Source organism: Colwellia sp. 20A7, assembly GCF_009832865.1.
Taxonomy (GTDB): Bacteria; Pseudomonadota; Gammaproteobacteria; order Enterobacterales; family Alteromonadaceae; genus Colwellia.
In genome coordinates, this window is record NZ_CP047130.1 from 3,988,211 (window position 1) to 4,013,287 (window position 25,077).

Here is a 25,077-nt window from a genome sequence, read left to right on the forward strand (position 1 = left end):
AACTACCGATACCTAATCTCTGTGTATTTGGATATATCTAAAGGAACAAGATATACTTGATAAATTATGATTAAATTTTTATTACTATTAATACTTATATCCATCATTACTCCCATTAACGCGAGTACCACTAAAATATACCTTTGGCGTAATGAAGCTGGCCAACTAGTGTATTCAGATACCCCATCACCAGGCGCAGAAGAAGTAAAAACCAACCCAGGGCATGTAATAAAATCATCAAGCTCGATAGATATACAAGTACTTGATATTCAAAAAAAGATAGTACCTGAAGATTACAAAATCATAATTAATAACCCTAAAAATAATGACACAGTCCGTGATAATACGGGATCTGTTCTTGTTAGTGCTGTAATACAGCCGAGATTTAAGCGTGGCTTAAAAGTTCAGCTTATTTTAGATGGCAAAACTTATCAAAATCCTCAAAGTCACACTCAATTTTCTCTTCGAAATATTGACCGCGGTGAACATCAAATAAAAATGCAAGTATTCAACGAAGAAGGCAAGGTAATTGCATTATCTGAACCTATAACGTTTTATATGCATAGAGCCTCTATTAATTAGTGAAAATTAGCACTAAATAGCTGCATTTAGCACTGCAAATAAAACCTTTCTAGAATATACTAAATTGAGAGCACCAAATTAGTGCATCACTGTAGAAGCATGGGACTTTATGTTGCACACAAGACAAGATATCCAACGACTTAAATTAAGTTATCAGCAGACTCTCGCGAATCAATTAGTGACTGCGGTGCTTATACTCGATCAAAAATTAAATATTTGTTACCTAAACCCTGCTGCCGAAGCTCTGCTAATAAAGAGTTTATACAAACTATATGGCAGTCCTTTTGATTTAATATTCGCAAATACATCAATAACTAAATCACGTTTAGAACAGTTGCTTACGACGGGACAAGAATTTACTGATAGCGAAATAGTGATAGAGTTTAATAAAAATCATCGTTTTACAGCAGAAGTAACAGCCTCATCAGTCGAATTTTATCGTATTCCTCACATACTGATTGAGTTCAAACAAATTGATCAACAGAAACAAATCAGCCTTGAAATTTTTCAACATCAACAATGGATTGCTGCTCGCGACTTAATAAAAGGTTTAGCGCATGAAATTAAAAATCCGCTTGGGGGTCTTCGTGGTGCAGCTCAGTTATTAAATAAAGAGCTTGATGAAGAGCAGCAAGAATACACAGCGATGATTATAGAACAAGCTGACAGATTAACTAACTTAGTAGACCGTTTATTAGGTCCAAATCAATTACCACAAGTCAAAAGTTATAATATTCATTCTGTATTAGAAAAAGTATGCCAAGTGGTTAACTTTTCAAGCGAACAGGAAATAGAGTTAAAACGTGATTACGATCCCTCAATTCCTAACATAGAATGTGATCAAGAAAAAATACAACAAGCTGTATTAAATATTGTGAATAACGCTATTCAAGCAATAAAGTCAGACAATAAAATAACCATAAAAACACGAATAGCCAGTAATGCAACGATTAACGGTAAGCAAATAAAACTGGCAGTAAAAATTAGCATTATTGATGACGGACCAGGTATTCCAGAAAAGATACAAGATACGTTGTTTTATCCTATGGTATCAGGGCGATCAAATGGAACAGGTTTAGGGTTATCTATTTCGCAAACTTTAATAAATCAGCACCAAGGCAAACTTTCTTGCCAAAGTCGTCCAGGACATACAGAGTTTATAATACTCCTACCTTTAAGCTAGTTATACGCTTTTTTATTTAGGACTATGAAACACAACTTTAAAAATTAACACAAGAGAATACATGATGATTACTGAACAAGTATGGATAGTTGATGACGACAGCTCAATTCGCTGGGTGTTAGAAAAAGCCTTTACTAAAGCCAATATAACTACAGCCTCATTTGAAAGCGCCAGTAATTTATTAATAGCGCTTGATCATGATCAGCCAGAGGTCATTATATCTGATATAAGAATGCCAGATATTGACGGCATGAGTTTACTTAACACGATTAGTAAAGATCACCCTCATATTCCCGTTATTATCATGACAGCACATTCAGATTTAGACAGTGCTGTGAATGCTTATCAAGGAGGTGCATTTGAATATTTACCTAAACCTTTTGATATGGATGAAGCTGTAACACTGACAAAACGCGCATTAACACATGCTCAGGAACAGAATGCCAAGAACCAACAAAATGATGTTACCCCACTAGCGGCGGGCTTAATTGGTGAAGCCCCTGCAATGCAGGAAGTATTTCGAGCTATCGGGCGATTATCTCGTTCAAGTATCAGTGTTTTAATCAATGGTGAGTCAGGTACAGGTAAAGAATTAGTCGCTCATGCCCTGCACTCTCATAGCCCACGCTCTCAAGCACCATTCATTCCTCTAAATATGGCAGCTATACCTAAAGATCTTATCGAATCTGAGCTATTTGGTCATGAGAAAGGCGCATTTACTGGTGCAAATTCCGTACGCCAAGGAAGATTTGAACAAGCACATGGTGGTACATTATTTCTTGATGAAATAGGTGATATGCCACTCGAGATTCAAACTCGTTTATTACGCGTATTATCAGATGGTCAATTTTATCGGGTTGGCGGTCATTCACCAGTGCAGGTTGATGTACGTATTATCGCAGCAACTCATCAAAACCTAGAAGACAGAGTTAACAATAATGAATTTAGAGAGGATTTGTTTCATCGTCTTAATGTTATCCGTATCCAATTGCCTAGTTTACGCGAAAGAAAAGAAGATATAGTTCAATTAAGTCAGCATTTTCTCAAACAAGCCGCTAACGAATTAAGTGTTGAGCCTAAAACCATCAGCAAGAAAGCTGCTGCATTCTTAGAGCAATTTCAATGGCCGGGTAATGTTAGACAACTTGAAAACATTTGTCGATTTCTGACGGTAATGGCCAGTGGCCAAGAAATATTATTAGAAGATTTACCGAGCGAGCTTACTGAAAAAACAGTACAAACAAGTTCAACTAACGCATCATGGCAGTCAGCACTTAGCGATTGGATGGATCAAGAATTAGCGCAAGGCAGTAATGCAATCTTAGAAGTCGCTATGCCTGAGTTTGAGAAAATAATGTTAGAGCGTGCATTAATTTTCACCCAAGGCCACAAACAAGATGCAGCCAAAAAGTTGGGATGGGGAAGAAATACATTAACAAGAAAACTAAAAGAGTTAGATCTATAGCTAATTATGAAGGACTACATGTCTCATCGTCACATTGCTTACAGTTATTACATAACCTAAGATTAATAAAATGTGCTGCGATGATTAACGTTGCGCCACCGGCGATAAAGTAGATTTCTAATGCTTCAGAGAAATCATGCTTTATCCAATATAGAGCAATACCTAAATAGAGCAAATAAAAGGGATATAAGCGTCTATGATAACGTTTAAATCCCGAGAAAAGCGCTATAGTGCCTAGGGCTGCGGTCATTAATAAAAAGACATGCTCCCAAGTATGATCAGCTAAAAAGCTCAAGCCCAATAATGGTAAAATGGGCAGCAGAATAGGTAAAAGTATGCAATGTAGTGCACATAATGAAGTGGCTGTAATACCTATACGATCTAACATGGTTTTTCACTTTTCAAATTAAACATAAATAACACCTACTCTACTTTCATCAGTTTCACGCTATAAAGGTCATACAATATTTATCAATATAAACACGTATTATCTACAAATAGACTAGATTGACGAACAGTAAGGCAGCTAATTTTTTGCTATAATATCACAATTGATATGTTATAACATTAATAAAATAGGCCTGATGATAAAGTACTATGCATTAGCGATAGGAAAAGTGATAACTTGTTCTATGTGATCTGCATTCAAAGCCAGCATAATCAAGCGATCAATGCCTAAAGCAACACCTGAACATTGTGGTAAACCGTGTGATAACGCCGAAATAAAATTTTGATCGATACCTTTTTCTTGTAAATTTAAATCCTTTCTTTGTGCATTGTCTTCTTGAAAACGTTGAACTTGAACTTCGTGGTTTGTTAATTCATTAAAGCCATTGACTAACTCTACCCCTTGATAATAACACTCAAAACGTTGTGCTACCCTGTTATCAGCTGGGCATAATTTAGCTAAAGAGGCTTGAGACTTTGGAAAATTATAAACAAAGCATGGCTCACTTTGACCTATAAGTGGTTCAATAATTTCACAAAAAATAAACTGCAGTAGAATGTCATTATCATCTTCTTTTACTAACCAATCACTCAGCTTATTTTTGCTACTAATTAACGCAAGTAAATCATCACGTGAGGCAGTTAATGGGTCAAGGTCCGTATATTCGATAAATAAATCTTGATACGTTTTCTGGATGGGCTCAGCGCAATGTAGAATAGTTTTCAATAACTCTCCTACTTCATTCATTAAGTCAAAATGATCAAAATTAATTCGGTACCACTCAAGTAAAGTGAACTCAGGGTTATGATATTTACCAAACTCCTCATGACGAAATGCTTTAGCTATTTGAAAAATACAGCCATAGCCTGATGCTAATAAGCGTTTCATGTGAAATTCTGGCGACGTTTGTAAATATAAAGGAATAGATTTATTTATAGGACTGTCAGCAAGGAAGTTATATCGGCAAGTTAACCCTTCTAAATGTACATCAGTTACCGTTCCTTGAGATAAAGAAGGCGTTTCAACTTCAAGAACATCACGTTCAACAAAGAACTGACGAATCTGTTGTAATATTTTAGCCCGCTGCTGTGCATTTTCCCACGAGAGTGTTGACTGCCAAGACATGATGACCCTTTATTAGCTTTTATGTTTTCTTTTTTTAAAAACAAAAAAGGCCGCAGAAGCGACCTTTTCAATGTACTTATCTAATAGATAATATTGATGGATTAATTTAGTGCTAGATGCAGGGTTAGCAAAGCGGAAGCACAGAGTTGACATTAGTCAATGAGTACTTCCAATGCCGCTAACACAAACTCTAGCGCAAATTAGTTATCAATTAGTCTAGAATTGCAGAAACAACACCAGCACCAACAGTACGACCACCTTCACGGATTGCGAAGCGTAAACCTTCGTCCATCGCTACTGGGTTGATTAGCTCAACAACAAACTTAAGGTTGTCGCCAGGCATTACCATTTCAACACCTTCAGGAAGCTCTACAGCACCTGTGATATCTGTTGTACGGAAGTAAAACTGTGGACGGTAACCTTTGAAGAATGGAGTATGACGACCACCTTCATCTTTACTTAACACGTATACTTCTGATTCGAATTTAGTATGAGGTAAGATTGAACCAGGTGCACATAGTACTTGACCACGTTCAACATCTTCACGCTTAAGACCACGTAGAAGAACACCACAGTTCTCGCCAGCACGACCTTCGTCAAGAAGCTTACGGAACATTTCAACACCTGTACAAGTTGATTTTTGTGTATCACGGATACCAACAACTTCTACTTCTTCACCAACTTTGATGATACCACGTTCAACACGACCCGTTACAACAGTACCACGACCAGCGATTGAGAATACATCTTCGATAGGCATGATGAATGCACCGTCGATTGCACGCTCTGGCTCTGGAATGTAAGTGTCTAATTGGTCAGCAAGTTCAATTACTTTCGCTTCCCATTTTTCTTCGCCTTGTAAAGCACCTAGTGCTGAACCTTGGATTACTGGTAAGTCATCACCTGGGAAGTCATATTCAGAAAGTAGTTCACGGATTTCCATTTCTACTAATTCTAATAACTCTTCATCATCAACAACATCACATTTGTTCATGAATACGATGATGTAAGGAACACCAACTTGACGAGAAAGTAAGATATGCTCACGTGTTTGTGGCATAGGACCATCTGTAGCAGCAACTACTAAGATAGCGCCATCCATTTGTGCAGCACCAGTGATCATGTTTTTGATGTAATCAGCATGGCCAGGACAATCTACGTGTGCGTAGTGACGTGTTTCTGTATCGTACTCGATGTGAGAAGTATTGATTGTAATACCACGCTCACGCTCTTCAGGAGCATTATCGATTTGTGCGAAATCTTTAACTTCACCACCGTGAACTTTAGTTAATACCGCAGAGATAGCAGCAGTTAAAGTTGTTTTACCGTGATCAACGTGTCCAATAGTACCAACGTTTACATGTGGTTTATTACGTTCAAATTTTTCTTTAGCCATTTTTCAATTACCTTAAAGTTTCTTTTGCTATAAAAAATAAAAGCAACAGTCAAAATGACCGCGCTTGTTGTAAATCATTAATGGATCTCTAACGAGTTTCCATTATTTTTTGTGCTACCAATTTCGGTGCTTCATTATACTGCTGAAACTCCATAGAGTAAGATGCACGACCTTGTGTAGCACTACGCAAGTCGGTAGCATAACCGAACATTTCGGCTAAGGGTACCAATGCATTTACAATTTTCGAACCTGCCGGACCTTCGTCCATACCGTCTATAATACCTCGACGGCGGTTTAAATCACCTACAACATCACCCATATTGGCTTCTGGTGTAGTTACTTCAACTTTCATTATCGGCTCTAAAATAACAGGGTTAGCTTCAAGCGCCCCTTTTCTAAAGCCCATAGATGCAGCAACTTTAAATGCCATCTCGTTAGAGTCGACATCATGAAAAGAGCCATCATAAAGTGTAACCTTTATATCTAACAATGGATAACCAGCAATAACACCACTGTCCATTTGCTCTTTACAACCTTTTTCTATCGCAGGGATAAATTCTTTTGGTACAGCACCACCAACGATTTCGTTAATAAACTCGAAACCAGCACCTTCTTCATTTGGTTCCATTTTCAACCAAACATGACCAAATTGTCCTTTACCACCCGATTGACGTACAAATTTTCCTTCGACTTCAACCGTACTACGAATTGTTTCTCGATAAGAAACTTGTGGGTTACCCACATTACATTCGACACCAAATTCACGCTTCATACGTTCGACAAGAATATCTAAGTGTAGTTCACCCATACCCGATATAATAGTTTGCCCAGTTTCATCATCCGTTGCTACTTTAAATGATGGATCTTCTGCCGCAAGTTTACCTAATGCAACACCCATTTTTTCTTGTGCTGCAAGTGTTCTTGGCTCTACCGCAACCGAAATGACTGGTTCAGGAAATTCCATACGTTCTAGTGTAATTACGTTTCCACCGTCACATAAAGTATCACCCGTAGTCACATCTTTCAAACCTATTGCTGCAGCAATATCACCTGCACGTACTTCTTGAATTTCTTTTCTATCATTAGCATGCATTTGAACAATGCGGCCAAAACGTTCTTTTTTGCCTTTAACTGGGTTATATACACTGTCACCAGTTTTTACAACACCGGAATATACACGGAAAAAAGTCAGTGTACCAACAAACGGGTCAGTCGCTATTTTAAAAGCAAGTGCAGAAAATGGCGCACTATCCTCTGCTGGACGTGTACCTTCTGTTTCATCTTTATCGTCATTAATACCGGTAATCGCAGCTACTTCTGAAGGCGAAGGTAAGTATTCAATAACCGCATCCAGTACAGCTTGCACGCCTTTATTTTTAAAAGCACTACCACAGCCGCATAAGATTATCTCGTTGGCTATAGTTCGAGTTCGTAAACCTAATTTTATCTCGTCTTCAGTTAAATCACCTTCTTCAAGGTATTTATCCATCAACTCATCATTAGCTTCAGCAGCCTCTGATACTAAATTGTCACGCCACTCTTCTGCGATACCTTGCAAATCAGCTGGAATATCTTCATAGGTGAAAGTCATACCGTGATCACTTTCATTCCAATTGATAGCCTTCATTTTAACTAGATCAACAATCCCTTGAAAATCATCTTCAGCACCAATAGGAATATAAATAGGAACTGCATTAGCACCTAAACGTGTTTTAAGTTGCTCTACAACAGAAAAGAAGTCGGCACCCGTTCTATCCATTTTATTAACAAATACTATACGTGGTACGGCATATTTTTCCATTTGACGCCAAACTGTTTCAGTTTGAGGTTGAACACCAGATGAACCACATAAAACAAGTACTGCGCCATCAAGCACACGTAACGAACGTTCAACTTCGATGGTAAAGTCAACATGACCAGGCGTATCAATAATATTGATATGATGATCATCAAATTGTGCTTCCATCCCCTTCCAGAAACAAGTAATTGCAGCAGAGGTGATTGTTATACCACGCTCTTGCTCTTGCTCCATCCAGTCCGTAGTTGCTGCACCGTCGTGAACTTCACCAATTTTATGTGATAATCCAGTATAAAATAATATACGTTCTGTGGTTGTCGTTTTACCTGCATCTACATGCGCACAAATACCGATATTACGATAGCGCTCTATAGGGGTGATACGGGCCAATTTCAATTCCTCTTGCAGTTATTAATTTACTTAAAAGTAAAATTAAATAGCTAAATAATTAAATTAATTAAACATTCAATTTGATAAATTTTTAATTGATTTAACCATGTTAAAAAACACATATTGTAAAAACAAGTATGGCTAGCAAGAGTAATCTTGCTAGCCATGTGTCTACTCAGAGGTAAATCTCTAAAGTAAACATTACATTCAAACAGTACTTGGTTATTACCAGCGGTAGTGAGCGAATGCTTTGTTAGCTTCAGCCATACGGTGAACGTCTTCACGTTTCTTAACCGCTGAACCTTTGCTGTCAGACGCATCTAACATTTCGTTAGCTAGGCGCTGAGCCATTGATTTTTCACCACGTTTACGAGCTGCTTCAACTAACCAACGCATGGCTAGAGCATTACGACGCACTGGACGTACTTCAACTGGCACTTGATAAGTTGAACCACCAACACGACGAGATTTAACTTCGACTTGTGGACGGATGTTATCTAGGGCTTCTTCGAACATCTCTAAATGAGTTTTCTCAGTATTTTTATCAGTTAAAATGTCTAATGCACCGTAAACAATTTTTTCTGCAGTAGATTTTTTACCATCAACCATAAGGATGTTGATGAATTTTGCTAAAAGTTCGTTATGGAACTTAGGATCTGGCAATATTTTACGTTGCCCTACGACGCGTCTTCTTGGCATCTTAATTCTCCGTGTTATTCAGGTTTTACCCAAAATATATAAATTTTAAAAATTTGTTAATTTGGCCTTACTTAACGTTTCTCATCTTCTACCTACCGAGTAGGTAAAGAGGGGAAAACTTAAGATTTAGGTCGTTTAGCACCGTATTTAGAACGGCCTTGTCTTCTATCGCTTACACCAGAACAATCTAGCGCGCCACGAACGGTGTGATAACGCACACCAGGTAAATCTTTAACACGACCACCACGGATTAAAATCACGCTATGCTCTTGTAAGTTATGACCTTCACCACCGATGTATGAAGTTACTTCGAAGCCGTTAGTTAAACGAACACGAGCTACTTTACGTAATGCTGAGTTAGGTTTTTTTGGTGTAGTTGTGTACACACGAGTACAAACGCCACGACGTTGTGGACAAGCTTGCAACGCCGGAACGTTACTTTTTGTTACTTGTCTAACACGTGGTTTACGTACTAGTTGGTTAATAGTTGCCATTATAGCTCCTGATTAGATAAAACAATGGGTAATTGTATTGACTAAGTTTGCCAAATCACCCGCTAATAAACGTGAAATAATCTTACCTTAAAATTCAATGTCTACTAGGCACAGAATATAAGGTCGCGAAATTCTATAGGTCAACGGCCTAAGTGTCAAGTTATTAGTGTGCTTTAGGGTAACGATAGACATAAAAAAACCGTACTCAAAAGAGTACGGTTTTTATTTAACATTTGTTATTTAAAGGTTAAACAATCAGCTTAACCTTAAATAATTAGTTGTTAACGTATTACGAACCTAAGTCTGCACTTAGTGCATCAGCTAACGCTTTTTCAGCATCATCAGCAGATACTTTCGTATCTTCATGTGCGTTAAAAGCAGCTTTCGCTTTAGCGCGTTCTTGATGATAAGCATAACCCGTACCTGCAGGGATTAAGCGACCAACAATAACGTTTTCTTTCAAGCCACGTAAGCCATCTTTCTTACCAGCAACAGCTGCTTCAGTAAGTACACGAGTTGTTTCTTGGAAAGATGCAGCTGAAATGAATGATTCAGTTGCCAATGATGCTTTAGTAATACCCATCATTTGCATTTCATATTCAGCAGGCTGTTTGCCTTGCTCTTCAAGTTCACGGTTTGCGATATTAACGCGCGCCACTTCAACTTGCTCACCTTTAAGGAACTCACTATCACCCGCATCAAGAATTTCACACTTACGAATCATTTGACGTACGATAACTTCGATATGCTTATCGTTAATCTTAACACCCTGTAAGCGGTATACTTCTTGTACTTCGTTCACAATGTAGTTAGCTACTGGAGCTACACCACGTAAACGTAAGATATCGTGAGGAGACTCTGGACCATCGGCGATAACTTCACCTTTAGCCACTTGCTCACCTTCAAACACGTTTAATTGACGTGTTTTAGGTATCATCTCTTCGTATACTTCACCGCTAGGTTGAGTGATTAATAAACGCACTTTACCTTTAGTTTCTTTACCAAAGCCAATAACACCAGTTTTCTCTGCAAGGATAGCAGGTAGTTTAGGTTTACGCGCTTCAAATAAATCAGCAACACGAGGAAGACCACCCGTGATATCACGAGTTTTCGAACTTGCTTGTGGTATACGAGCTAATGCATCACCAATACTTACATCCGCGCCATCTTCAAGGTTAACGATTGCATTACCTGGTAAATAGTAAAGTGCAGGTATTTCAGTACCAGCAATCATTACATCTTTACCTTTAGCATCAACTAATTTCAATGCTGGACGCATTTCTTTACCACTTGCGCTACGTTGTGCAGCTTCAGTAATAACAATGCTTGATAAACCAGTTAGCTCATCTGTTTGACGAACCATAGTTACGCCATCAATCAAATCAACAAATTGAACTTTACCTTTTACTTCCGTAATGATTGGATGTGTATGCGGGTCCCAGTTGGCTATTGTATCGCCAGCAGTTACAGGTTGCCCATCCATTTTAGAAAGTACAGCACCGTAAGGTACTTTATAGTTTTCTGTTACACGACCCATTTCATCAATAACGGTTAACTCTGATGAACGTGAAGTTATTACTAGATGCTTATCAGAGTTAGTAACAAATTTAGCGTTCTGTAACTTCAGAGTACCTGAGTTGTTAACTTGAACACTATTTTCTGCTGAAGCTCTTGATGCCGCACCACCGATATGGAACGTACGCATGGTAAGCTGAGTACCAGGTTCACCAATTGATTGTGCTGCCACAACGCCAATTGCTTCACCTTGGTTAATCATATGACCACGAGCCAAATCACGACCGTAACAGTATGCACAAATACCAAAATCAGTTTTACAAGTAATAATTGAACGTACTTTTATTTGATCCACTGAGTTTTCTTCAATTAGATCACATAATGCTTCATCAATTAACGTGTTACGTGGAAGTAATACTTCTTCGGTGTTTGGAATTAATACATCTTCACAAACTACACGACCTAATACTCGTTCACGTAACGGCTCAACAACATCACCACCTTCAATTAGTGGAGTCATCAATAAGCCATCTTCTGTACCACAGTCATGCTCTGTTACCACTAAATCTTGCGCAACATCAACTAAACGACGAGTTAAGTAACCCGAGTTAGCTGTTTTAAGTGCTGTATCGGCCAAACCTTTACGTGCACCATGCGTTGAGATGAAGTATTCAGATACGTTCAAACCTTCACGGAAGTTAGCTTTGATTGGTGTTTCGATGATTGAACCATCTGGTTTAGCCATCAAGCCACGCATACCTGCTAACTGACGAATCTGAGCAGCACTACCACGAGCACCCGAGTCAGCCATCATAAAGATAGAGTTAAATGAATCTTGCTCTTCCATTACGCCGTCACGGTTTAACACTTGCTCTTTTGATAAGTTATCCATCATCGCTTTAGATACTTTTTCGTTCGCAGACGACCAAATATCAATAACTTTGTTGTATTTCTCACCAGCAGTTACAAGACCTTGGTCAAACTGTGCTTGAATTTCAGCAACTTCTGCTTCTGAATCTTCAATGATAGTATATTTAGCATCAGGAATTACCATATCGTCGATACCTACAGAGGCACCCGCGATCATTGCATAATGAAATCCTGTATACATAATTTGGTCTGCAAAGATAACTGTATCTTTCAAACCAAGATTACGATAAGCATGGTTGATCAATTTTGAGATAGCTTTTTTAGCTAACGGTTGATCAATAACATCATATGGTAAACCTTTAGGACAAACCTGCCATAAAATAGCACGACCTACCGTAGTATCACGTAAGCTAACTTTAGCTTCAAATTCGCCATCAGCATTTTTAATATGCTCAGTAATACGAATTTTAACACGAGCATGAAGTTCAGCAGCGCCAGTACGGTAAGCTTTTTCAGCTTCTTTAGTATCAACAAATACCATACCTTCACCTAAACCATTCACACGATCACGTGTTAGGTAATAAAGACCTAATACAACATCTTGTGAAGGAACGATGATTGGTTCACCGTTTGCTGGTGCTAATACGTTGTTCGTTGACATCATCAACGTACGTGCTTCCATTTGTGCTTCGATTGTCAACGGTACATGTACCGCCATTTGGTCACCATCGAAATCGGCATTGTATGCCGCACAAACTAATGGATGAAGATGAATTGCTTTACCTTCAATTAGCACTGGTTCAAACGCTTGGATACCTAATCTATGCAATGTTGGTGCACGGTTAAGCATTACTGGATGTTCACGGATTACTTCATCAAGTACATCCCAAACTTCAGCGCCTTCACGTTCAACTAATTTCTTAGCTGCTTTGATAGTTGTAGCTAAACCACGACGCTCTAATACACCGTAGATAAATGGTTTGAATAATTCCAATGCCATTTTCTTTGGTAAACCACATTGATGTAATTTCAATGTTGGACCAACGGTGATTACAGAACGACCTGAGTAATCTACACGCTTACCAAGTAAGTTTTGACGGAAACGACCTTGCTTACCTTTAATCATATCGGCAAGTGATTTAAGAGGACGTTTGTTAGAACCAGTAATAGCACGACCACGACGACCGTTATCTAAAAGTGCATCAACAGATTCTTGTAACATACGTTTTTCGTTACGTACGATAATATCTGGAGCAACTAAGTCTAGAAGACGTTTTAGACGGTTGTTACGGTTAATAACACGACGGTAAAGATCGTTAAGATCTGAAGTCGCAAAACGACCACCATCTAGTGGTACTAATGGACGTAAATCAGGCGGTAAAATTGGTAGAACATTCATAATCATCCACTCAGGCTTGTTGCCTGAAGCAGCGAATGCTTCCATTAATTTTAAACGCTTAGTGATTTTCTTACGCTTAGTTTCACTACCAATTTCAGGAAGCTCTTCACGCATTTGCGCTACTTCGCCGTCTAAATCAATTTGTTGTAGTAAAGCTAATACCGCTTCAGCACCCATTAAGGCGTCGAATTCATCACCATGTTCTTCTAACGCATCAAGATATTCTTCTTCCGTTAAAATCTGGCTTTTTTCTAGTGTTGTCATACCTGGTTCGGTAACAACATAAGATTCGAAATAAAGTACACGTTCAATATCACGTAATGTCATATCAAGTAATAAACCAATACGCGAAGGTAATGATTTTAAGAACCAAATATGAGCAACAGGGCTAGCTAATTCGATATGCCCCATACGTTCACGACGAACTTTAGTTAAGGTAACCTCAACGCCACATTTCTCACAGATAACACCGCGATGCTTTAAGCGCTTGTATTTACCACAAAGACATTCGTAGTCTTTTACTGGTCCAAAAATACGCGCACAAAATAAACCGTCACGTTCTGGTTTAAACGTACGATAGTTAATGGTTTCTGGCTTTTTAACTTCACCAAATGACCAAGAACGTACCAAGTCCGGCGATGCTAGACCGATGCGAATACCATCAAAATCTTCTGTTTGATTTTGTTGCTTAAGAAACTTAAGTAAATCTTTCACACTATTCTCCTGTCGGAGTTAAATCTCTAGAAGGAGGTAAATATCTTACCTCCCCCCCTTACTGCGTCACGGATTATGTTAATACCCCGTGTTCAGCTACTTATTACTTAGAGCCTAATCTAAGTCTAGTTCAATATTAATACCTAAAGAGCGAATCTCTTTAAGTAATACATTGAATGACTCAGGAATACCCGGATCCATGCGATGATCACCATCAACTAAGTTTTTATACATCTTAGTACGACCAGCAACATCATCAGATTTAACCGTAAGCATTTCTTGTAGAGTATAAGCCGCACCATATGCTTCTAATGCCCATACTTCCATCTCACCGAAACGCTGACCACCGAACTGAGCTTTACCACCAAGTGGTTGCTGAGTTACTAATGAGTATGAACCAGTTGAACGAGCATGCATTTTGTCATCAACTAAATGGTTTAGTTTCAACATATACATGTAGCCAACAGTTACAGGACGTTCAAACTCACGACCTGTACGACCATCAGTTAACGTAAACTGACCACTTTGTGGCATATCAGCAAGTACGAATAACTCTTTGATTTCTTTCTCAGCAGCACCATCAAATGCAGGCGTTGCAATCGGTAAACCTGCACGCAAGTTACCAGCTAAACGCAATACTTCATCATCAGAGAAACTAGCAACATCAACTTCTTGACGAGATTCACCTACATTATAAACTTCTTGAAGGAAGTTACGTAGTTTATGAATTTCTTGTTGCGCTTCTAACATACGGTTGATTTTCTCACCGATACCGCGACAAGCCATACCTAAATGAGTTTCTAAAATCTGACCGATGTTCATACGTGATGGAACACCTAACGGGTTAAGCACTACATCTACTGGCACACCGTATTGATCGTATGGCATATCTTCAACAGGTACTACGTTTGAAATAACACCTTTGTTACCATGACGACCAGCCATTTTATCACCTGGCTGAATACGACGTTTAACAGCTAAATAAACTTTAACTATTTTTAATACGCCTGGTTGTAAATCATCACCTTGAGTAATCTTACGACGCTTAACTTCAAATTTCTTATCAAAGTCTTCTTTAATGTTGTCGTATTGCTCGGCAATTTGTTCTAACTCAGCTTGTTGGCCTTCATCTGATAAGTTTTGTGTTAACCACTTATCACGAGACATTGAAGTTAGATCTGATTCACTTAAGCCTGCAGATAATAATAATTTCTTAGTACGTGCGTAAATACCATCTTCAAAAATGCTTAATTCATCGCCAAGATCTTTCTTAACTTCTTTAAGTTGCATTTCTTCAATTTCTACAGCACGAGCATCTTTTTCAACACCGTCGCGCGTAAATATTTGAACATCGATGATAGTACCTTTAACTGAATTTGGTACACGTAAAGAGCTGTCTTTAACATCAGCTGCTTTTTCACCAAAAATTGCTCGTAAAAGTTTTTCTTCTGGTGTTAATTGCGTTTCACCTTTAGGAGTAACTTTACCCACTAAAATGTCACCGCCATTAACTTCAGCACCAATATAAACAACACCAGCTTCATCTAATTTAGATAATGCTGATTCACCAACGTTAGGAATATCAGCAGTAATTTCTTCTGATCCCAATTTAGTATCACGAGCGATACATGTTAGTTCTTGAATATGAATAGTAGTGAATCTGTCTTCAATTGCTACACGCTCAGATAACAACATTGAATCTTCAAAGTTGTAACCATTCCAAGGCATGAAAGCGATACGCATGTTTTGACCTAAAGCCAACTCACCCATATCTGTAGAAGGACCATCAGCTAATACATCACCGCGTACTACTGGTTCACCCATACGACATACTGGACGTTGGTTGATACAAGTATTTTGGTTAGAACGTGTGTATTTAGTTAAGTTATAAATATCAATACCGGCTTCACCAGCATGCATTTCTTTTTCATTAACTTTTACAACGATACGTGAAGCATCAACATAACTAACAACACCACCACGTTTAGCAACCGCTGTTACACCAGAATCAACTGCTACAACTTTCTCCATACCAGTACCAACTAACGGCTTATCTACGATAAGTGTTGGTACAGCTTGACGTTGCATGTTCGAACCCATCAAGGCTCTGTTAGCATCATCGTGCTCTAGGAACGGAATAAGAGACGCCGCAACAGAAATAATTTGTTGTGGAGATACATCCATATACTGAACTTCAGCAGCTGATTTTAGCGTGAAGTCATTTTTATGACGACAACTAACTAAATCTTCAGTTAAGTTATTCTTAGCATCACATACAGCATTTGCTTGTGCGATAACAAAGTTACCTTCTTCAATTGCTGAAAGGTAATCGATGTCATCAGTTACTGCACCATCAATCACTTTGCGATATGGCGTTTCTAAGAAACCAAAATCGTTAGTACGTGCGTAACAAGAAAGCGAGTTGATCAAACCAATGTTTGGACCCTCTGGCGTTTCGATTGGACAAACACGACCGTAATGCGTTGGATGTACATCACGTACTTCAAAACCAGCACGTTCACGCGTTAAACCACCAGGGCCTAAGGCAGAAATACGACGCTTATGCGTCACTTCTGATAACGGGTTGTTTTGATCCATAAACTGAGACAATTGTGAAGAGCCAAAGAACTCTTTCACTGCCGCAGAAATTGGTTTAGCATTGATTAAATCTTGTGGCATGATCGCATCTAAGTCACCAAGACTTAAACGTTCACGTACAGCACGCTCAACACGAACTAAACCTACACGGAATTGGTTTTCAGCCATTTCGCCAACAGAACGAATACGACGGTTACCTAAATGATCGATATCATCAACTTCACCTTTACCGTCACGAATGTCGATAAGAGTTTTCATTACTGAAACAATATCTTCTTTAGATAAGACACCTGAACCAATATCGTCAGCATTACCAACACGACGGTTAAACTTCATACGACCAACAGTCGATAAGTCATAACGTTCAGAAGCAAAGAATAGATTATTAAATAATGTATCCGCAGCATCTTTTGTTGGTGGCTCGCCTGGGCGCATCATACGGTAAATTTCAACCATTGCTTCTAGGCGGTTTGTTGAACTATCCACACGTAAAGTATCTGACATATATGAACCAACATCGAATTCATTCATATACAAAGTAGATATTGTTTTATGACCTGCTTGGCTAAGCTCTGCTAATAACTCTAATGTTAATTCAGCATTCGCTTCAGCTACAACTTCACCTGTAGATTTATCGATGTAAGCTTTTGATAAAACTTTACCAACAATATATTCAGCTGGTACTTCTAGCTTTTCAATTTTTGCTTTTTCTAAAGAACGAATATGTCGTGCAGTGATACGACGACCTGATTCAATTAATACTTCACCTTTCTTAATTGAAATGTCGAACGTAGCAGTTTCACCACGTAGACGATCAGGAATAAGATCCATAACCAACTTATCACCTTTGATAACAAAGTTAGTTGTGTCATAGAAAATATCTAAAATTTCTTCTGTAGAATATTCTAATGCTCGTAGCATAATTGACGCTGGTAATTTACGACGTCTATCGATACGAACAAATAAGTTATCTTTTGGATCGAATTCAAAATCTAACCATGAACCACGGTAAGGAATAACGCGTGCGTTATATAAAACTTTACCCGATGAATGCGTTTTACCTTTATCGTGATCAAAGAATACACCAGGTGAACGGTGTAATTGTGAAACGATAACACGCTCAGTACCATTAATTACAAAAGTACCGTTATCTGTCATCAACGGGATTTCACCCATGTACACTTCTTGTTCTTTGATATCTTTTACAGTACCTGCCGGAGCTTCTTTATCGTAAACCACTAAGCGTAATTTAACGCGTAGCGGTGCAGAATAAGTTACACCACGTATTTGACATTCTTTAACATCAAATAACGGTTCACCTAAACGATAGCTTACATATTGTAATTCTGAGCTACCTGAATAAGCTTTAATTGGGAAAATAGAACGGAAAGCAGCCTCTAGACCGGTTTCACCTGTGGTATCAATATCAATAAACTTGCGGAAAGAATCGAGTTGAATGGACAACAAAAATGGATATTCCATTACTTGTACACTTTTACCAAAGTCCTTTCTAATTCGCTTTTTCTCAAAGTATGAGTAAGCCATGGGGTTCCTCAGCTTGCTGGTTATGGCCAAATCTGTCTTGTAAGTAATCCCTACATAGACAGGTTATTTAGATAATGTTTACGTCTAAACATTACTAGATGATCAAAAGTCATCTAACACTTAATAATGCACTGTTTTCTTAAAAAAACATATTATGTTTTTCTAGCAATAAAAAGCGCAAAAAGGCCGGTGACGTTTAAATCACCAGCCATGCCTTTTCAGGCAAATAATCTGTTTATTAACAGACTATTTGATCTCAACAGAAGCACCAGCTTCTTCAAGAGTTTTCTTAAGCTCTTCAGCTTCAGCTTTATCTACGCCTTCTTTAAGCGTACCAAGAGCTTCAACTAAGTCTTTAGCTTCTTTAAGGCCTAAACCTGTAGCGCCACGAACTGCTTTGATTACTGCAACTTTCTTCTCACCGAAGCTAGTTAAAACAACGTCAAATTCACTTTGTTCTTCAGCAGCACCACCAGCGTCACCGCCAGCAACAGCAACAGCTGCAGCAGCTGATACGCCGAATTTTTCTTCCATTGCTTCGATTAATGCAACAACGTCCATTACTGACATTTCAGCAACTGCGTTTAAGATATCGTCTTTTGAAATAGACATACTATAATTTCCTAATTTTTAATAAACAGATTCTTTTTATAAAAAATACTGTTTGAAATAACTATAAATACAAAAAGCTTGGTTATAAGCAATAAACTTAAATAACCTATGCAGCTTCCTGTTCTTTCTGATCGCGAACTGCAGCAATCGTGCGGACTAACTTGCCTGCAGATGCTTCTTTCATGACGCTCATTAAACGGGCAATAGCTTCGTCGTAAGTAGGTAGCTTAGCTAACATATTTACGTCTACAACATTACCTTCAAATGCAGCTGCTTTTAATTCAAATTTTTCGTTAGTTTTAGCGAAATCTGTGAATAAACGTGCAGCAGCACCTGGATGTTCGTTTGAAAATGCAATTAGTGTAGGTCCTTTAAATGTGTCATCAACACATTCAAATTCAGTACCTGCTACCGCACGACGTGCTAATGTATTACGGACAACTTTCATCCATACGCCATTCTCACGTGCTTGCTTACGTAGCACTGTAATTGCTTCAACTGTTACACCGCGGGCATCCGCAATAACAACTGATTGAGCGCCAGCGGCAGCTTCTTGAACTTCAGCAACAATTGCTTTTTTGTCATCAAGATTGATAGCCATTGGCTTTAACTCCTGGTTCACCGGGGTTTATGCCGGTATTTACAATCCCTAGAATACATAATTGCATACTAGGCCATTACGGCGAGGACCAGAATTTAAGGAAAAAATATCTGGGTAATCACCATCTACGTAGGAAATATTAAGTTCTTATCTTCATCAGAAATCCAGAAGGAAAACCTATCCAATAAAAACTCCTACGGTCTTGGACGGGGGTCATGTTATTGTTATCTAAAAGACTTCCATCTAAAAGCAGTAACACAACTCCTACCAAAATTTAAGGGGCGAGATTATAGGTTATAATTTCGCCCTTGTAAAGGTTCAATAATGAAACTTCACTTTAACAACATTAAGCTTGTACTAAGCTAGCTTGGTTAACGGCAACGCCGGCACCCATAGTTGTTGAAAGTGAAACTTTCTTAAGGTATTGACCTTTAGCATTTGCTGGTTTTGCTTTTTTAAGCGCTTCTAGCAAAAACTCTAAGTTTTCTTGCAATTGTGCAGGTTCGAAATCAGCCTTACCGATAGTAGTATGGATGATACCGTTCTTGTCGTTGCGGTAACGAACTTGACCAGACTTAGCGTTTTTAACAGCGCCAGCTACGTCAGGAGTTACAGTACCAACTTTAGGGTTAGGCATTAAACCACGAGGGCCTAAGATTTGACCTAGTTGACCAACAACACGCATAGCGTCAGGAGAAGCGATTACAACATCAAAGTTCATTTCGCCTTTCTTAACTAGCTCAGCTAAATCTTCCATACCAACTACATCGGCACCGGCTTCTTTAGCTTTTTCTGCATTTGCACCTTGTGTAAATACAGCAACACGTACATCACGGCCAGTACCATTTGGTAACACAGCAGCACCACGAACGTTTTGATCTGATTTACGAGCATCAATACCAAGATTTACAGCAACATCTACGCTTTCACGGAATTTTGCTGTAGCAAATTCTTTTAATAAAGAAACTGCTTCAGTGATATCATATTCTTTTGTTACGTCTACTTTTTCACGGATAAGACGAGCGCGTTTTGATAATTTAGCCATTGATTAGTCCTCTACCACTAAACCCATTGAACGAGCAGAACCCGCAATGGTACGCACTGCAGCTTCTAATGAACCAGCAGTTAAATCAGATTCTTTTGTCTTAACGATTTCTTCAAGTTGTGCTGTAGTAACAGTACCAACTTTTTCTGTGTTAGGACGACCAGAACCACTTTTAACACCAGCAGCTTTTAATAATAAATAAGCAGCAGGTGGAGTTTTAGTTTCGAAAGTAAACGAACGGTCATTATATACAGTAATTACTACTGGAACCGGAGCGCCTTTTTCTAAAGAATCTGTTTTCGCGTTAAACGCTTTACAGAATTCCATGATGTTAACACCATGTTGACCTAATGCAGGACCAACCGGTGGTGACGGGTTAGCTGCACCAGCAGCTACTTGTAGCTTGATTAAAGCTTGGACTTTTTTAGCCATTTTTAAATACCTTTATTGTGGGTAGTTAACGCAAATCACTGTGTAACAGTATTCGCTTCCCTGTTTACTAAACCGTATTTTCACTTTTTTAATTAAAAAAGGTAGATTTAGGTCGCGCTAAAAAAACGCGGCAGCGGATTATATATTAATCAACCACCAAATTTCAAGCACTTTTCGAATAAGCCTAATGAATAGATATAAAAAAACCAAAGGCTAAGCTTTGGTTTTTTTATTGATCATTTGATATACAGAAGCTTAACTTCCTTTTTCAACCTGACCAAACTCAAGATCAACAGGAGTTGAACGACCAAAAATAAGTACTGATACTTTAATTCTGTTCTTCTCGTAATCAAGTTCTTCAACAACACCATTGAAATCTGCAAATGGTCCGTCAATAACACGGATAACTTCACCTGGTTCAAACAATGTTTTAGGCTTAGGCTTATCAGTATCAACTAAACGTTGTAAAATACGATCCGCTTCTTTTTGGGTTATTGGTGCTGGTCTTTCTTTAGTACCACCAATGAAACCTAATACGCGTGGAACACTTTTAACTAAATGCCATGATTCATCATCTAGTTCCATATGAACTAGTACATAACCTGGGAAGAATTTACGAGAACTTTTACGCTTTTGACCAGCTCTCATTTCCACTACTTCTTCAGTAGGTACTAAAATCTCGCCAAACTTTTCTTGTAAACCATTAATTTCAATATGTTCAACTAATGTTTTTTGAACGCGACCTTCATAGCCAGAGAATGCCTGTACAACATACCATCTAAGCTTTGGATTTTGATTAACAACTTTTTCTTCTGCTTCTTCGCCTTCGCTACCATCAACAGAATTTTCAATAAAACCTTCAGACATTATAATACCTTCATACCTGTAATTAAGCCGACTGCCCAGAAAAGAACAGAATCTAAACCCCAAAGTAGTAATGACATTAACAATGTAACCACTAAAACAATACCCGTTGTTTGGATAGCTTCTTGGCGAGTTGGCCAAACGACTTTACGAACTTCAGTTCGTGATTCTTTAGCAAATGCAACAGCAGTACGACCCTTTAATGTTTGCATAGCAATTAAACCTGCAACACCTACAGCAACTACAACACCGACAGCGCGTAGTAATACTGATTCTTGACCATAATAATAGTTACCACCAATAGCAGCAATTAATAATAAGACAATAACGCCCCATTTTAAGCCGTCTAATGAGTTACTTGGTTGTTCTTCTGTACTTGCATTCATATTTCTATCCGTAATTGTCATCAAATGTGAAATTGTTTAGAAACGCGATTTACGCGAAGCCTTTATCAAAATGGCAGGGGTGGAGAGACTCGAACTCCCAACCATCGGTTTTGGAGACCGCTGTTCTACCAATTGGAACTACACCCCTACAATGCATTTAGCATTAAAAACGCCTACTAAAGCAATAGCTACACTTATCGGGTTTAATCTTAGTTTTTTTGGGAATTAAGAGATACTCGAGAAGTGAGGCGCTATTATACTCAGTCAATCAGTTTACTCAAGGGATATTTACAAGATAATCCATAGCAGCCCCATATAAAATTAGGTTTCGTTTTAAAAAATAGCCTTGAAGTAGTTAACTACCTAGGTGAATAAATAGGATTTCTTACATAATCCAACCTGATAGTTATCAGTATACAAAGCTAAAATCAAACGTCAAACATTGTGGATATTACTTATCATTAACTACCACACCTACAGTAATGATGCGTTGATCAACCATCTCTCTCACATACAAATGAATATTACCTAATTGAGCAACAGCATCTATGTAAGGCGCAGTATCGAGCGTTGACTTTATTACTTGTTCTAACGTATCTTGGCCTTCCCCCATAATATTAATGCCGTATGAATTCCCTATGTGATTTACACAAGTATTTCCTTTAACTTTCAGCTCTCTATTGGGTAGTTCTTCACTTTCAGTATCCAGTTTTCCTGAGAACACATAATCAACGAATGCTCGAATACTTGGCTTTAATACAATAAATATTTGATCTTCTGATTGTAGAAGTGTTGACCCACGTGGAGCTATAACCTTACCTGCTCGAGTGATCATAGCCATCACTGCATGTTCAGGAAGTGCTAAATGTGAGATACGTCGGCCTATAGCTGGAGAAGAGCCCCCTAAAGTATATTCAACAATATCGGCATCTACGTCACCTAGTGCTGTAATCTCGAGTGTGGCGGCTGGAGTTACCGGTGGTGGTAACGTTAGTTTTAATTTCTTCGCCATCCAGGCTAAACTTGAGCCTTGTAGTGTTGCTGAAATAAGGACAACAAAAAATACCACATTGAAAATAAGTGAAGCTCCTGGCAATCCAAAAATCAAAGGGAATATCGCTAAGATTATAGGCACGGAACCGCGTAAACCGACCCATGATACTAATGTGATTTCTCGTATATTAAAGCCCAATAGCGCTAAAGTTGGAATGACCGCAAGTGGCCTAGCAACAAAAATCAATACTAAGGCTATTAATAAACCTTCAAACCACACATCTAATAATGATGATGGCGTTATTAGCAAACCGAGTACAACGAACATAGTTATTTGACTTAGCCAAGCTAAGCCATCATGAAATAGAAAAGTACTGCGTTGAAAAACAAAACGGCTGTTACCTATGACGACACCAGTAATAAATACAGCTAAAAAGCCACTACCGCCGATATTAGCTGTAATACCAAAAGATAACATTCCACATGCAGCCACTAATACTGGATACAAACCAGCAGAAACCAGCTGAATACGATTAATCAATTTAATAGAAAGCCAACCTACGGTAAGGCCAACTAAGGCGCCTAGCCCCATTTGAGAGACAAACATCAATAGTAAGTCAGTACCAGGCTTCATTCCATTAACAAGTACTTCTAATAAGCCGACGGTTAGAAATATCGCCATAGGATCATTCGAGGCACTTTCGATTTCTAACGTTGCTTTTAACTTTTTATTTAAGTGGATACCTGCATTTCTCAATAATGAAAATACAGCGGCAGCATCGGTTGAGCCAACAATGGCACCAAGTAACATGCCTTGTAGTAAAGGAATATCTAAAATATAAGCCGCTGCTAATCCTGTAACGATACCCGTAATTAACACACCAATAGTAGCTAACGCAGACGCAGGTTTCCAAACACGTTTAATCGCTTTAAAAGGTGTTTGTAAGCCACCATCAAATAATATAATTGCTAATGCTAAGGTACCTAAGGAGTGAGCTGCGTCAGCATTATCAAAGAATATACCTCCCGGACCATCTTCACCCGCTAACATACCTACGATTAAAAATAGCACTAGGACAGGTAAGCCCAGGCGAGCAGATAGTTTACTCGATATGATACCAAGTAAAATAAGAACTGCTGCTAGCAATATTATTTGGTCAACTAAAAACATATTTACTCTCATTAATAGCTGCTGAGCAGCTAAGATTTATTGTAAAATTATATCTAAGATAAACACTTACTTAGCCTATCAATTAAATAACTACAGAATTGGTATTAAAAATCACATTGATAGATGAATAAAATATATATCTATCGGAAAATAGTCCATGCAAAGATAAGTATGACACTAGATTTTTTAGGTACTCCACAACTAGATTATATTAGAAGCCATCCATGACTAAAGTTGTATTGCTAAATTTTAATTTTGAGGAACACTCCTACCCTTACTTTATCAAATATTGTGCCACCATAATATTTTATTTTATTATATTTTTTTTCATAACCTATGAGAGCCTTTAAAAGTTATGTAAATAACATCAGTTTCTTTTTATTCGATGTTGATACAAAGCCCGTAATAATTGAACTACAGTGGTAAAGTAAATTAAATATACAGCCTATATATGGTGTATGTTTTGAAAATCAATAACGCAATATTTAAATATTTATAATTAGATCAATACAGTCATAACCAAGTAATATTAGAAGGAGATAATACCAACATCACTAACTATGTGATCATTTATACTTGTTAAAATCACCAACTACATCGTTATTTATTTAATTATTAGAACAACTAGTTATTGAAATAAACGCCTTGAGTTTGGCGATTTTTTCTACGTGTAAAAGTGTTCACCTAATTAATGAAACAGGTATAACATGAAATGAATAAAATATTTGGGTTTATAGCTGTAGTAGTTGGTA

The 25,077-nt window shown here is 38.1% G+C and carries 18 protein-coding genes and 1 tRNA gene; 3 read left to right on the forward strand and 16 right to left on the reverse strand.

Annotated features, from left to right (window positions below; genetic code table 11):
- The first annotated feature begins 66 nt into the window (after positions 1–66).
- From GQS55_RS17115 to glnG, 3 genes are all read left to right on the forward strand, one after another.
- Positions 67–582: a DUF4124 domain-containing protein gene (locus GQS55_RS17115; protein ID WP_159821643.1), complete on the forward strand. Its 516-nt coding sequence runs from the start codon at positions 67–69 to the stop codon at positions 580–582.
- A gap of 109 nt (positions 583–691) precedes the next feature.
- A complete protein-coding gene (gene glnL, locus GQS55_RS17120; RefSeq protein ID WP_159821644.1) occupies positions 692–1,765 on the forward strand; it encodes a nitrogen regulation protein NR(II) in 1,074 nt (357 codons plus the stop codon).
- Between the two features lie 64 nt (positions 1,766–1,829).
- Entirely contained in the window at positions 1,830–3,230 is a 1,401-nt protein-coding gene (gene glnG, locus GQS55_RS17125) for a nitrogen regulation protein NR(I) (RefSeq protein ID WP_159822965.1), read from the forward strand.
- Positions 3,231–3,234: 4 nt separating this feature from the next.
- Here the strand turns inward: glnG and GQS55_RS17130 are convergent, their stop codons facing one another.
- The 16 genes from GQS55_RS17130 to GQS55_RS17205 all read right to left on the reverse strand — a co-directional run bounded on the left by GQS55_RS17130 (position 3,235) and on the right by GQS55_RS17205 (position 24,325).
- Positions 3,235–3,618 (reverse strand): MerC domain-containing protein, encoded by a 384-nt coding sequence (locus GQS55_RS17130; protein WP_159821645.1) that lies wholly within the window; start codon positions 3,616–3,618, stop codon positions 3,235–3,237.
- A 207-nt stretch (positions 3,619–3,825) separates the two neighbouring features.
- A complete protein-coding gene (gene epmA / locus GQS55_RS17135; RefSeq protein WP_159821646.1) occupies positions 3,826–4,803 on the reverse strand; it encodes an elongation factor P--(R)-beta-lysine ligase in 978 nt (325 codons plus the stop codon).
- Between the two features lie 211 nt (positions 4,804–5,014).
- Positions 5,015–6,199: an elongation factor Tu gene (gene tuf / locus GQS55_RS17140; protein ID WP_159821647.1), complete on the reverse strand. Its 1,185-nt coding sequence runs from the start codon at positions 6,197–6,199 to the stop codon at positions 5,015–5,017.
- Positions 6,200–6,287: 88 nt separating this feature from the next.
- Positions 6,288–8,387, reverse strand: a complete 2,100-nt coding sequence (gene fusA / locus GQS55_RS17145; protein WP_159821648.1) for an elongation factor G — start codon at positions 8,385–8,387, stop codon at positions 6,288–6,290.
- Between the two features lie 225 nt (positions 8,388–8,612).
- Positions 8,613–9,086 carry a 30S ribosomal protein S7 gene (gene rpsG / locus GQS55_RS17150; RefSeq protein ID WP_159821649.1) on the reverse strand — a complete coding sequence of 158 codons (474 nt, stop codon included), beginning with the start codon at positions 9,084–9,086 and terminating at the stop codon, positions 8,613–8,615.
- Between the two features lie 119 nt (positions 9,087–9,205).
- Complete coding sequence (gene rpsL, locus GQS55_RS17155; RefSeq protein WP_011045492.1) at positions 9,206–9,580, reverse strand: 30S ribosomal protein S12; 375 nt, start codon at positions 9,578–9,580, stop codon at positions 9,206–9,208.
- A gap of 289 nt (positions 9,581–9,869) precedes the next feature.
- Complete coding sequence (rpoC, locus tag GQS55_RS17160; RefSeq protein ID WP_159821650.1) at positions 9,870–14,078, reverse strand: DNA-directed RNA polymerase subunit beta'; 4,209 nt, start codon at positions 14,076–14,078, stop codon at positions 9,870–9,872.
- 114 nt (positions 14,079–14,192) lie between these two features.
- Positions 14,193–18,221 carry a DNA-directed RNA polymerase subunit beta gene (rpoB, locus tag GQS55_RS17165; protein ID WP_159821651.1) on the reverse strand — a complete coding sequence of 1,343 codons (4,029 nt, stop codon included), beginning with the start codon at positions 18,219–18,221 and terminating at the stop codon, positions 14,193–14,195.
- Positions 18,222–18,467: 246 nt separating this feature from the next.
- Positions 18,468–18,833 (reverse strand): 50S ribosomal protein L7/L12, encoded by a 366-nt coding sequence (gene rplL / locus GQS55_RS17170; RefSeq protein ID WP_159821652.1) that lies wholly within the window; start codon positions 18,831–18,833, stop codon positions 18,468–18,470.
- Between the two features lie 106 nt (positions 18,834–18,939).
- Positions 18,940–19,434, reverse strand: coding sequence for a 50S ribosomal protein L10 (rplJ, locus tag GQS55_RS17175; RefSeq protein WP_159821653.1), 495 nt, complete (start codon positions 19,432–19,434; stop codon positions 18,940–18,942).
- Positions 19,435–19,780: 346 nt separating this feature from the next.
- On the reverse strand, positions 19,781–20,479 hold the full coding sequence (gene rplA, locus GQS55_RS17180) for a 50S ribosomal protein L1 (RefSeq protein WP_159821654.1): 699 nt from the start codon (positions 20,477–20,479) through the stop codon (positions 19,781–19,783).
- Between the two features lie 3 nt (positions 20,480–20,482).
- Complete coding sequence (gene rplK, locus GQS55_RS17185; protein WP_159821655.1) at positions 20,483–20,911, reverse strand: 50S ribosomal protein L11; 429 nt, start codon at positions 20,909–20,911, stop codon at positions 20,483–20,485.
- A gap of 255 nt (positions 20,912–21,166) precedes the next feature.
- Positions 21,167–21,778 carry a transcription termination/antitermination protein NusG gene (gene nusG, locus GQS55_RS17190; RefSeq protein ID WP_159821656.1) on the reverse strand — a complete coding sequence of 204 codons (612 nt, stop codon included), beginning with the start codon at positions 21,776–21,778 and terminating at the stop codon, positions 21,167–21,169.
- Positions 21,778–22,161, reverse strand: a complete 384-nt coding sequence (secE, locus tag GQS55_RS17195) for a preprotein translocase subunit SecE (RefSeq protein ID WP_159821657.1) — start codon at positions 22,159–22,161, stop codon at positions 21,778–21,780. Before secE ends, nusG begins: the two co-directional genes overlap by 1 nt.
- Before the next feature lie 71 nt (positions 22,162–22,232).
- Positions 22,233–22,309, reverse strand: a tRNA-Trp gene (locus GQS55_RS17200).
- A 303-nt stretch (positions 22,310–22,612) separates the two neighbouring features.
- Positions 22,613–24,325, reverse strand: coding sequence for a potassium/proton antiporter (locus GQS55_RS17205; RefSeq protein ID WP_159821658.1), 1,713 nt, complete (start codon positions 24,323–24,325; stop codon positions 22,613–22,615).
- Positions 24,326–25,077: the final 752 nt, after the last annotated feature.

Coding starts and splice junctions, on each gene's coding strand:
- nusG (WP_159821656.1), bottom strand. CDS start 21,778: ATGTCTGAAGGTTTTATTGAAAATTCTGTTGATGGTAGCGAAGGCGAA.
- rplL (WP_159821652.1), bottom strand. CDS start 18,833: ATGTCTATTTCAAAAGACGATATCTTAAACGCAGTTGCTGAAATGTCA.
- rpsL (WP_011045492.1), bottom strand. CDS start 9,580: ATGGCAACTATTAACCAACTAGTACGTAAACCACGTGTTAGACAAGTA.
- rplK (WP_159821655.1), bottom strand. CDS start 20,911: ATGGCTAAAAAAGTCCAAGCTTTAATCAAGCTACAAGTAGCTGCTGGT.
- rplJ (WP_159821653.1), bottom strand. CDS start 19,434: ATGGCTATCAATCTTGATGACAAAAAAGCAATTGTTGCTGAAGTTCAA.
- tuf (WP_159821647.1), bottom strand. CDS start 6,199: ATGGCTAAAGAAAAATTTGAACGTAATAAACCACATGTAAACGTTGGT.
- GQS55_RS17130 (WP_159821645.1), bottom strand. CDS start 3,618: ATGTTAGATCGTATAGGTATTACAGCCACTTCATTATGTGCACTACAT.
- GQS55_RS17205 (WP_159821658.1), bottom strand. CDS start 24,325: ATGTTTTTAGTTGACCAAATAATATTGCTAGCAGCAGTTCTTATTTTA.
- GQS55_RS17115 (WP_159821643.1), top strand. CDS start 67: ATGATTAAATTTTTATTACTATTAATACTTATATCCATCATTACTCCC.
- secE (WP_159821657.1), bottom strand. CDS start 22,161: ATGAATGCAAGTACAGAAGAACAACCAAGTAACTCATTAGACGGCTTA.
- glnG (WP_159822965.1), top strand. CDS start 1,830: ATGATTACTGAACAAGTATGGATAGTTGATGACGACAGCTCAATTCGC.
- rpsG (WP_159821649.1), bottom strand. CDS start 9,086: ATGCCAAGAAGACGCGTCGTAGGGCAACGTAAAATATTGCCAGATCCT.
- rpoB (WP_159821651.1), bottom strand. CDS start 18,221: ATGGCTTACTCATACTTTGAGAAAAAGCGAATTAGAAAGGACTTTGGT.
- rplA (WP_159821654.1), bottom strand. CDS start 20,479: ATGGCTAAATTATCAAAACGCGCTCGTCTTATCCGTGAAAAAGTAGAC.
- epmA (WP_159821646.1), bottom strand. CDS start 4,803: ATGTCTTGGCAGTCAACACTCTCGTGGGAAAATGCACAGCAGCGGGCT.
- glnL (WP_159821644.1), top strand. CDS start 692: ATGTTGCACACAAGACAAGATATCCAACGACTTAAATTAAGTTATCAG.